This is a genomic window from Paraburkholderia sp. HC6.4b, assembly GCF_014200875.1.
Lineage (GTDB): Bacteria > Pseudomonadota > Gammaproteobacteria > Burkholderiales > Burkholderiaceae > Paraburkholderia > Paraburkholderia tuberum.
Genome location: NZ_JACHDC010000025.1, coordinates 142,669 through 153,205 on the forward strand (window position 1 = coordinate 142,669; position 10,537 = coordinate 153,205).

A 10,537-nucleotide genomic window follows, 5' to 3' on the forward strand; every position below is an offset into this window, starting at 1 on the left:
GTTGCGTCTCGTTGCGTTTGGCTGCCTGCTAGAACGTCTTGGTCAGTTGCACATAAAAGCGCGGCAGCCTGTCGTTGCCGGTCGTATCGGGCCCGGTCGTGCGCCATGCGACCGTGCCCTGCAGCGCAATGCCGCCCGGCGCGGCCCAGAACGCGCCGAGACCTGCGCCACTGCGCGTGATCACGTTCGACCCTTGGCCCGGACGCGGCGTGGCGTTGTACCACCCGGTACCGAAGTCGAAGAACGTGAACACGGTCGCCCGCGCATCGATCGCGAAGCGCCCTTCGAGGGTGGCGACGAACCCCTCGTCGACCAGTGCCTCGGACGGCGAATAAGCGCGCACCGCGTGCGGGCCGCCGAGCAGGAAGCGCGACGAACTGTCGAGCGTGGTTCCGGCCCACTGGCCAGACACGCCGGCGAATACGCTGAGCCGCTCGGTGATCGCGTTCAGGCGGTTGGCGAAGAAAGTGGCGCGCACTTCGGTGCCTTGCGTGTCGCGCCCGAGCGGCGAGGCGTCGAGCGCCTCGGCTTGCGCGTTGCGGAAATGCAGACTGCCGATCAACAGCTCGACATCCGCGCTATTGAAGCCGCCGCCGAACAGCGCGTCGCGGCTTTCATAGCTCAGGCCGATACTGCCCTCCACCAGCGATCTGGGATTGTGTTGATCGACGATGCCGACGTTGTCGATCAGGTCGCGATACTCCAGATTGACGCGCCCCAACAGGCTCTGATTGCGTGTGCGCACGAGCGGATGCGTGAGCGTGAAGTCCACCACGGTCGCCTCGCCCTGCGCATCGAGCGACGCGAATTCCTGGCCGAGCGCATAGTTGAGCCGCGACACCGCGACCCCGACGCGCGTGCCTTGCGCATTGATCGGCGCTTCGTAGCCGACGCGCCCGTAAAGGGTGTCGCCGCGTTCGCTGCCGAGCAGCCGCAGGTCCAGGTTGTCGCCGATCATGAACGGCGAGTTCAGACGCGCGAGCGCGCCGAGCCGCCAGGTACCGCTGGACTCCGCGCCGAAGTTGTCGACATCGAGCGCAAAGGTCCAGCGTTTGGCCGGCGCGACGTTGACGGTCAGATCGACCGTGCCCGGCTCCTCGCCCGCTTCGATTGCCGAGGAGACCTGAATACCCGGCAGATCGGACAGCAGCAGCATGGTCCGTTCGAGTTCGTGTTGCTGCAGCGGCTTGCCCAACGGAATCTGCGCGACCCGCGCGCGCAACAGATCTTCGCGGATCGGCGTGCCAGCCGCGACGTCGAGCCGCACATGGCCGACGCGCCCTTCGAGCACGCTCATTTCGACGTTGCCGGACGTGACGTCCTGCGGCGGGATCACCACCTGGGCGAGCAGATAGCCGTGATCGCGATAAATCTGCGTGATGCGCGCGGCAATCTCTTCGAGCCCGGCGAAACTGGTTTGCTTGCCGAGCTTGTCCTGAACGGGCGCAAGCAGCGCGTCGCTGGCGATCGTGTCGTTGCCCTTCAACGTGATGCTCTTCAGCAGGAAGGTCGGGCCGGGCGCCGTCACGGGCGCCGCCGGCGGCGGCACGGCGGGTAACGCCTGAGTGCCGCCCGGCGGCGCCGGCCGGGTCTCGCGCGGCGCCGTCTGGTTCAGGATGCTGCCCGCGTTCGGCAGCGTCTGGCCCCACGCGAGCGCACTACTGCAGGACACCGCCGCGGCGATCAGTCGGAGTCTGTTCATCGGTCTAGGGTTTGTTTGGTTCATCCCGGCTGCTGACGCGCGAGGGTCAAACGCCAGCCACCCATCAGATCGAATGGCGCCCAGAAGAACGGATGCGCGAAGCGCGGCGTGTGCAGAACCGCCAGTTGCGCGGTGCGCATCGCGTCGATCGCGTCATGGCCTTGCGCGAGTTGCGCGTAGAAAGTGCGCATCGTCAGCGCGCTCGATTCGTCCGCGACCGGCCACATCGACACGATCAGGCTGGTGGCGCCGGCATAAAAGAACGCCCGCGTGAAGCCGAGAATTTCGTCGCCGCGCGCGATCCGGCCAAGCCCCGTCTCGCAGGCCGACAGCGTGACGAGCGAGACGTTGTTGAGCTTCAGGTTGTAGATGTCTTTGGCCAGCAGCGCGTCCGGGCCGTCGGCCGGCTGCGTCGCGGGCGCGAGCAGGATGCTCGAGTGCAACGGATCGATCGTGTCGGCCTGGGCGTGCGTCGCCACGTGCAACACGCGTCCGGCGGGCGCGTTGTCGCGAAAGCTCAGGCGCGTGGCGTCGCTATGCAGAAACACCTCGTTGCGCGCGAACAGCGGCGCGATGCCCTGCACTTCCGCCTCGGCCCCTGGCAGCGCATAGGCAGGTGTGATGGTCGGATTGCCGAACGCGACCAGATCGCTCGCGATCTTCTGCTGGCGTTGCGCGAGTTGTACCGCGACGCTCGCCGATGGTTCGAGCGCGATCGCATGGCGTTCGATCAGAAAGCCGTCGGCATCGTGCAGCGCCTGAAACGGCAGATAGTGCAGCGCGCCGTGCGGCACGATGATGAGCCGCTCGTTGGCGCGCAAGCCGAGCGGCGCGATCAGCAACGCATCGAGCTTGTCGCCATAGGTCAGCGCGGCCGGTCGCCGGCGCACGATCGCATTGCGCAGGTCGGTCACGGCGGCCTCCATGTCCGCGCGCGCAATCGGCAAGGTGTGGCCGGTCAGGCCATCGTTGCGCACCACCCAGACGATCAGCTCGTTGGGCAGACTATGAAATTCGACGATCGCCTCGTTGGGCCGGAGCGCGCCGCGCGTCGCGGCAAGACTCGGCACCTGCCCGTTCAATTGACGGTCGTCGACGCCGGCGTCGACGCGGTTGCGCACGACGTCGAGCAGCGCACGCGCCCGGCTGCGTTCGGACAGGCTCCAGGCGCTCTCGTAGTCGCCGGCTTCGACCGTCAGCGCGATGGCCTCTTCGAATACCGTTTGCGTGTCGCCGAACAGCGCCGTCTTGAACTCGTCGCTGCGAAACCGCGCGCGGATTTTCTCGGAGTCGTCGACGGCCAGCAGGTAGGCTTCGCGCGCATGCGGCTTGTCGCCGAGCGCGAGGTCGGCGCGGCCGATTCCTTCGTGGGCCCACAGGCGGTCGTAGTTGGCGTCGCTGGAATTGCCGCTTTGGCTCAACAGCGCTTCGAACGCGTGTTTCGCATCCTCGGGCTTGCCTTCGGCCAGCAGCAGATTGCCTTCGATGCGCCGGTAGGCGGGCGCGAGTTCCGCGGTGGCCGGTGCGCCGACGGCATCGAAGGTTTGGCGCGCGCCAGGCGTATCGCCCTCGGCGAGCTGCGCGTTGATGATCGACATCAGCACCAGCGGTTTGTAACGCGGCGAGGCGGTCGTGAGCGCGTCTTCGTAGGCGGCCAGCGCCTGCTGCGGCTTGCCCCGGCGCAACGCGACATCGCCGAGCACCTTGTTGGCCGGAGCAAAGACCTGCTCGGGCGCCTTCGGCGTCGAAGCGAGCGCATCGCGGGCGTAGCGTTCGGCGTTGTCGAGGTCGCCGGCATAGCTGTAGGCGATCGCGAGATCGCGTTTAGACAGGGCCGCCAGATCCGCATTGTTGGTCTGCCCGGCCACCACCAGGGCGCGCGCCGCGGCATCGACGCTGTCGCGGAAGTCGCCGCGCTCGGCAGCCGCGACGGACATGCTGCAATAGTCGTAGGCAGGGAGTTTGACGCGGTCTCGCGACAGCAGCAAACGTCCCTCGGACGTCAACGTGTTGATCGTTTCGGCGTCGCGCTCGCGTTCATCGGCCTGACGAAAGCCGAACGACTCGGGCGCAAGGGCCACGGCGCTCGCGGGCCGCGCCGCGGCGGCGGACGTGCCAGCGGCCAGCGTATTGCCCGCCGCGCCCAGCAGCATCGAGCCCATGACGAGCGCGCCCGTGATCCACGCGGCATCGATCCGGTGCGCCCATGCGACGACCGCGCGCCGCGAGTCGCGTCGCACGACGCGGTGTGCCATCCCGCTCGATAAGCCTTGGCGCTCGTTCACTTCAACTTCCTGCAAGAAGGCAAAAGGAAGCGGCTGGGATGGAATGCGCGTACAACCCGCAAGCTGCACGCAGCGGTTGACTAACACCGTATAGACGAATCCGGCCGGCCGATTTTGAAACCGGCGGCCGCACGTGGACCACCGCTCAGGCACGCGCGCCCGCCTGATTTCAAAAAATGACCCGCTCATTCGTCTTAAAGACGGACGCGCCTGCGCGTGAGGGTGGCGCTCGCGTGTGCCGGGCTCTGCCGTCGTACCCTCCAGGGAGCCACAGCCGATGAGCAGCCCCGACGACAAAACCGTGATCGTGCAACGGGCGTCCGGACCGGACGGCCAGCAGAACCCCGCCGAAGCGGCGGACGCCGATCGCACAGTCGTCACCCGCCCCGCCGCGCAGGGTTCGAACGCGCAACATGCGCTGCCCGCCGGCACACGGCTCGGCGAGTTCGAGATCGTCGATCTGATTGGCGAAGGCGGCTTCGGTATCGTCTATCTCGCTTACGACACCCAGCTAGGACGTCACGTCGCGCTGAAGGAATACATTCCCGCTGCGCTGGCCTCGCGCGTCGGCGCGGCCGAAGTGTCGGTCCGCTCGGAACGTCATGAAGACACCTTTCGCGCCGGCCTGAAAAGCTTCATCAACGAGGCGCGACTGCTCGCCCGCTTCGATCATCATTCGCTCGTCAAGGTGTACCGGTTCTGGGAGGCCAACGGCACCGCGTACATGGTGATGCCGTACTACGAGGGCGTGACGCTGCGCGACGGCTTGCGCCGCATGAGTGCCCCACCCGATGAAGCATGGCTGCGCGCCCTGCTCGCGCCGCTGCTCGAAGCGCTGGCGGTATTGCATGCGGCGCAGTGCTATCACCGGGACATCGCGCCGGACAACATCATGCTGCTCAAGGGCAGCGGCCGCCCCGTGCTGCTGGACTTCGGCGCGGCGCGGCGCGTGATCGGCGACATGACCCAGGCCTTGACGGTGATCCTGAAGCCCGGCTATGCGCCCGTCGAGCAATATGCCGAAGTGGCCGCCTTGAAACAGGGGCCGTGGACCGATGTGTACGCACTCGCCGCGGTCATCTATTTCGCGATTCAGGGCAAGACACCGCCGCCGTCGGTCGGCAGACTGATGAGCGACACGTATGTGCCGCTCGCCACGGCGGCGGCCGGCCGCTATAGCGAGCGGTTCCTGCGCGCGATCGACCATGCGCTCGCGGTCCGCCCCGAACAGCGCCCGCAAAGCGTTCAGGCGCTGGCGGACGAACTGGGCATTGCCATCGATACGCGTGATGACGCCGCTGCGACGATCGAACCCACGACTCGCGCTTCCGTCGAGACAGCGGGTACCAGTGCGCCGCGAACAACGACGGCCGCGACAGTCGAGGCGAAGCGCAATGAGCCAGGCACAGCGGCCGTTCCTGCGGCTGGCGGTAGTCAAAAGAAACGCACGGGCTTGATCGCAGCAGGTGCCGTTTGCGTCGTGGCGCTCGCGGCGGTCGGTACGTGGTTTGCCATGCGTTCGCCACCGGCCGCGCGCCCGGCTGTCACGGCAAGCACGGATGCGCGCGACACGGCTGCGCCGACGCCTGGCAATGCCGCTCAAAGACCGGCAGCCGTTGCTGCTGTTGCCCCTGTTGCCCCGGTTGCTCCTGCCTCGCCCGCCACGGTTGCCGCGCCCGCCACACCACCCGCGCAGGCCGACGACCTCGCGCCCTTCACCCCCGCGAGCGAACTCGAGCGAATCGTGACGCTGGCCGATCCATCGATTCAGATCACCGCCACACCGCGCAGCACGTCCGCCACGATCGGCAAGGATTATCTGCAGTTCAAACTCGACTGCAACCGCGCGGGCTACGTGTATGTGTTCATGGTCGATCCGGACGGTCAATACCTGATGCTGTTTCCGAACGGACTCGATCGCAACAACCGGATCGCCGCCGGTCAGACGCTGTCGTTGCCGCGCGCCAGCTGGCCGATGCTGGCGGGCAACCCGCCCGGTCCCAACCACTTTCTGACGCTCGTATCGACGACACCGCGCGATTTTTCCGACGGTGGATTGAAGTCCGCGGCGCCGTTCCAGTCATTCCCCGCTGATGCCCAGCAGCAAGCGGCCGCGCGTCGCGGCCCGCGCTACTCGCCGTTCGCGGGCAAGCCGCGTTGCCCGGCAGGCACGGCGGATTGCGCCGGCGCGTTCGGCGCCGCCACGTTCACCATCGATGCCGTCAAGCCGCCAGGCTAGCGCGCGCGACGTTCGCGATGGTCCGCAAGGAGGCCGCATGCAACGGGCTCAGCTTCTCCTGCTTGCGCTGACAGCCACGCTCGCGGCTTGCGCGAGCAACACGCCCGCGACCAGCGTCATCCTGGGGGACACGAGCCACACGGCGACGTCGCCGGTCGAGCAGGCGGCGCCGACGGCGCAAGCGTCGCCACCCGCGCCGCCGACGATGCCTGGGCCGACGCCGGCTCCCCTAACGACACACGCGACGGTCTCGGGCACGTCCACCGGCTCCAATAACCCGCGTCCCAAGGCTGCGTTGAGCGGCGGCTTCGCCACGCGCCACGCTTACTACGAGCCGATTGCTTTCGCCGACCTGCCCGGGTGGGACACGGACGACGTCACCGCGTCATGGGAAGCGTTTCGCCGCAGCTGCACCGTGCTCGGCGCGCGCAGCGGCTGGTCGGAACCGTGCAATGCCGCGCGAACGGTGGACGTTGGCGACGTCGCGGCGATCCGGCGATTCTTCGAAACGTATTTCAACGCGTACCAGATCCGCAATCCCGACCGCTCGCTCGACGGTACGATGACCGGCTACTACGAGCCGCTGCTCAATGGCAGCCAGCAGTACGGCGGCGCCTATCTTTATCCGGTCTATGGCACGCCGGCCGACATGCTCTACCTCGACGCGCGGCGCCTGCCGGACCGCGCGCGAGGTGACGTGAGCGCGGCTCGCATCGATGGACGTAACGTGATCCCGCTCAGCGATACGACGAGTGGCGACCTCAAAGGCGTCTACGCGCTGGATCTGCGCGATAGCGTGCCGGATATCCGCGACAAGAAGATTCGACTGCGGCTCGATGGCGGGCGCATCGTGCCGTACTACACCCGCGCCGAGATCGAGCGCGGCGCACTGAAGGCGCCGATCCTCGCCTATGTCGACGACCCCGTGATGTTGTACTCGATGCAGTTGCAAGGCGCGGGCAAGGTCCGCATGAGCGACGGCTCGATTCGCCGCTTCGCCTATGCGGAACAGAACGGCCGGCCGTTCCTGCCGCCGCTCGCGCACAGCGGCAACGCGACGGCCGGCGCGCGCAAGCTCGTCGTGCGCGGCATGGAGATGGAGGTCGACATCAGCGGCGACGGCGCGCCCGCTACGAGCAACGAAGGCAAGGCGGCGCCCGCCGACGGTGACGATGGCGAACCCACGTCGCCGTTGCTGCGCGGTTTCACCCTGGCGACGACCACGCCGAAACCTCATCCCGTGTATGCGGTTTCGGATCCGAGCTATGTGTTCTTTCGTGTGATCCCCGATTCACCGAACGGTCCGCTGGGCGCGTTGGGCGTGCCGCTGTCGGCGGGCCGCTCGGTGGCCGTCGATCCGCGCACCACGCCGCTCGGCGCGCCGGTATTCGTGTCCACGCGTGACGACCCTCAGGCACCCGGCGCGATCAACCGCCTGATGCTCGCGCAGGATTCGGGCGGTGCGATTCAGGGCGCCGTCAGAGCCGACTACTTCTACGGCTTCGGTCAAACCGCGCAGACCCAGGCGAGCCACACCAAAGAGCGGCTGCGCATGTGGGTGCTGCTGCCCAAGGGATTGCGCATCGCCGCGCAGCAGACGTCGTTGAAAACGCGCGGCGGCGGACCTGCCGCGTCTGATGCGGATTGTCTGGTCAGCGACCCGGTGCTGTGTGTGGACGATGCGCCGTAGACGTCTGGCGGAAAGTGGGCGACGCCTCGCCCTGGGGCATGAAATTTGCGGGAGCCGCGTCAACGCATCGAGACAAGGAGACTGACATGGACACGCGGCAAATCGAAGAGCTCCGTCCCACACAAATGACCCACGGCGCGCGGGAGGTCCGCGAAAAAGCCCGCCAATACCGGTCCCTGAGCAGCCATGACCTGGAGATGGCCATCGCCGAAAAGCCGATACCGGTCGTCTGCGGACCCAACGGCATACCGTTCGCGATCGATCATCACCATGTGGCGGCGGCGCTGTGGCAGGTGGGCGTGCGCGCGGTTCCGGTCGTGCTGGTGCGGGATCTTTCGTCGTACACGTGGGCGTCGTTCTGGCTCAGCATGGAAAACCAACGATGGACCTTTCCGTATGACGCGCAAGGCATGCGCCGGCCGTTTGCCGAATTGGCGGAGCACGTGTGGGAAATGAAGGACGATGAATACCGAAGCCTCGCGGCAGCGGTCCGCGATGCCGGCGGCTATGAAAAAACCAGTGTCCCGCTGGAAGAATTTCGCTGGGCCGACTTCTTTCGCGCGACGTTGCCGCGGCCCGATAGCGACGAAAAGTTCACAGCTTTGCTCAAGGAAGCCTTGAAGCTGGCCAGGAGCGACTCTGCATTGGGGCTACCGGGCTATCTCGGTCGCACGGATTGAGTCGGCGGCCCTCTTAATCGTGGGCCGCACTGCCCGCCGGCACTAGAAACTGATCCATCAACGAGATCTTCAACGGCTTGTCCGCATCGAGCTTCTTCTTCCCTATCACATACTTCCAACCATCCCCGCTACCCGGATTGCGATAGAACGCGACGACCGCCACATAGTTCGTGTCGGCCCGCATCGGTTGCGACAGGCTTGCCGACGCACCCGCGAGCCTTCAGGTGTGCGCGTTTGCTGGATCAGCAGACCGAGCAGCGCGAGCATCCGCGAATCGCACAAGCCGGCGCGTTGCGGCTTGTTGCCCCAGCCAAAGCCGGCGAGGCACAACAGATTGCGCGAATGCGCATCGCTGCCGCCCGCGCGAAAGCTTTCCGGATAGCGGTACTTCTTCCACGCCCGATACAGCAGCGTGACGAAACGATGATTGAACTGATCGAGAAAGGCCTCGACCGCTTCGTGCCCTTCCTCGCGCATCACGATCTCGTCGATCATGTGCGACGGCATCGCGGCGTCGACGCCGTAAAGACCCATGAACGTCGTGCGCACGGTCGGCGCCGCGGCATTGACCAGGGAATCCGGATCAGCAGCGAATTCGACTGCGGCGATCTCGCCCGCCGGAATTCCTGTGCGCGCTGCTAATCGAATCCGACGCTTCGATTCAGATTTATTCGCGAATTCGCCGGTCGATTCGACCGCGACATTTGTTCACAGTTGCTCGGCGGATAACTGGCTATAGTAGGCAAGGTCGATCACGGGTCCGATCGACCTTCCCAGACAGGCATTGAGTCTGTCCTTCGGCAGCCTCGATCACGCCTCGTGTTCGAGGCTTTTTTCCTTGCTGCCCCGTTAGCAAGCGATCACGTGGCCAGTGTGCCGTCCGCCGCATTCATGCGCGCGGGCCGTTCGTGAGGATCGGGACTATCGGTCTGAGTCGTCCGCGCGACGGAGACAATAACGGCAAACAGAAAGGATTTTCGAATAAGCATTATTTGTTCCGCTTGCTTTTTCACCCGCATTTCACACAGCCGATATAAATCGCGAGCTAAACATGCTCTTTTCGTGCGGATGTGGCAGTGCATTACCGAGCGCCCGCAATGTCCACTGACAAAAAAAAAATCCCGCACAGGGGGGCGGGATTAAAACAACAGGACGCTGAGGAGACGAGCACGCCCTGCCTGGGACACACACGCACCGCGGGGATACGCGTGGTTATTTCGACGCTCGCCACGACCGACAACCGTAGTCGACGGTCAACGATCGCGAGCGCTTTGAAATGCCGGGACCGCTTGGGCACCCCTGTGCGCGATCACGCCTGCCGCGTGGCACCGCGGCGCCGAGCGCCTCGTGTGGAACTCAGGCCGCCTTGCGCGCGAACCCGTCGCCCATCACGCTCACCACGTCGTCGACGACCCGAATGGCGGCCGCGAAACCAGCCGCCAGCACTTCCCGCAGATCGGTCGACGAACGACCGGGCACCGAAGCTACCCGGAAAACGGTCGACCACTCGCCGCCGATCAGCCGCGTCTTCAACGTGACGCTCGCCACGTACGCGCGCCGCGCCGTGGCACTGCCGACACGGGTGGACATATCGGTCGCGCGCAACGCGTTGACCACAATGTCGAATCCCCGATAACGATAGGTTTGCTCCATGCTCTTCTCCGTCTTCACCCATTGCTACATAACAGCATTTCGCCATGTATCGATGCTGCATCATTCTCGACTCGCGTTTGTCAACAATTGTCATATCCCGGGCAATTCCCGGCTAGGGCTTTCCCTGCTCTCGACCTGCCAATTCCGGCGTCAACGATGCTCAATGACGAGCAAAACAGTTTTACTGTGAGATTAGGGAAGCGCTGATTTATTCAGCTCGGTGGTCATCGTTGGCGTAGCTGAGGACGTTATAGAAGGCAACTCACGGAACAGACTCACACTGATGAA

At 65.5% G+C, this 10,537-nt stretch carries 6 protein-coding genes and 2 pseudogenes; 3 read left to right on the forward strand and 5 right to left on the reverse strand.

Annotation, left to right across the window (positions count from 1 at the left end; translation table 11 throughout):
* Nucleotides 1-28: 28 nt before the first annotated feature.
* Nucleotides 29-1,702 (reverse strand): ShlB/FhaC/HecB family hemolysin secretion/activation protein, encoded by a 1,674-nt coding sequence (locus HDG34_RS32520; RefSeq protein WP_184066381.1) that lies wholly within the window; start codon nucleotides 1,700-1,702, stop codon nucleotides 29-31.
* Nucleotides 1,703-1,722: 20 nt separating this feature from the next.
* Nucleotides 1,723-3,987: a CHAT domain-containing protein gene (locus tag HDG34_RS32525; RefSeq protein ID WP_311734897.1), complete on the reverse strand. Its 2,265-nt coding sequence runs from the start codon at nucleotides 3,985-3,987 to the stop codon at nucleotides 1,723-1,725.
* Nucleotides 3,988-4,264: 277 nt separating this feature from the next.
* Between HDG34_RS32525 and HDG34_RS32530 the strand changes: the two genes are divergently transcribed.
* From HDG34_RS32530 to HDG34_RS32540, 3 genes are all read left to right on the forward strand, one after another.
* Nucleotides 4,265-6,226 (forward strand): serine/threonine-protein kinase, encoded by a 1,962-nt coding sequence (locus HDG34_RS32530; protein ID WP_184066383.1) that lies wholly within the window; start codon nucleotides 4,265-4,267, stop codon nucleotides 6,224-6,226.
* Between the two features lie 37 nt (nucleotides 6,227-6,263).
* Complete coding sequence (locus HDG34_RS32535; RefSeq protein ID WP_184066384.1) at nucleotides 6,264-7,916, forward strand: murein transglycosylase A; 1,653 nt, start codon at nucleotides 6,264-6,266, stop codon at nucleotides 7,914-7,916.
* 86 nt (nucleotides 7,917-8,002) lie between these two features.
* On the forward strand, nucleotides 8,003-8,596 hold the full coding sequence (locus HDG34_RS32540) for a ParB-like protein (RefSeq protein ID WP_018423007.1): 594 nt from the start codon (nucleotides 8,003-8,005) through the stop codon (nucleotides 8,594-8,596).
* A 13-nt stretch (nucleotides 8,597-8,609) separates the two neighbouring features.
* Here the strand turns inward: HDG34_RS32540 and HDG34_RS32545 are convergent.
* From HDG34_RS32545 to HDG34_RS32555, 3 genes and pseudogenes are all read right to left on the reverse strand, one after another.
* Nucleotides 8,610-8,807: pseudogene (locus HDG34_RS32545) on the reverse strand (type VI secretion system lipoprotein TssJ); the annotation flags it as partial.
* Nucleotides 8,808-8,812: 5 nt separating this feature from the next.
* A pseudogene (locus HDG34_RS32550) lies at nucleotides 8,813-9,229 on the reverse strand (type VI secretion system baseplate subunit TssG); the annotation flags it as partial.
* A 723-nt stretch (nucleotides 9,230-9,952) separates the two neighbouring features.
* Nucleotides 9,953-10,249, reverse strand: coding sequence for a hypothetical protein (locus HDG34_RS32555; RefSeq protein WP_184066385.1), 297 nt, complete (start codon nucleotides 10,247-10,249; stop codon nucleotides 9,953-9,955).
* Nucleotides 10,250-10,537: the final 288 nt, after the last annotated feature.

Bases quoted from the DNA above. Each gene is read 5' to 3' on its own strand.
- HDG34_RS32530 (WP_184066383.1), top strand. From the start codon at position 4,265: ATGAGCAGCCCCGACGACAAAACCGTGATCGTGCAACGGGCGTCCGGA.
- HDG34_RS32535 (WP_184066384.1), top strand. From the start codon at position 6,264: ATGCAACGGGCTCAGCTTCTCCTGCTTGCGCTGACAGCCACGCTCGCG.
- HDG34_RS32520 (WP_184066381.1), bottom strand. From the start codon at position 1,702: ATGAACAGACTCCGACTGATCGCCGCGGCGGTGTCCTGCAGTAGTGCG.
- HDG34_RS32555 (WP_184066385.1), bottom strand. From the start codon at position 10,249: ATGGAGCAAACCTATCGTTATCGGGGATTCGACATTGTGGTCAACGCG.
- HDG34_RS32540 (WP_018423007.1), top strand. From the start codon at position 8,003: ATGGACACGCGGCAAATCGAAGAGCTCCGTCCCACACAAATGACCCAC.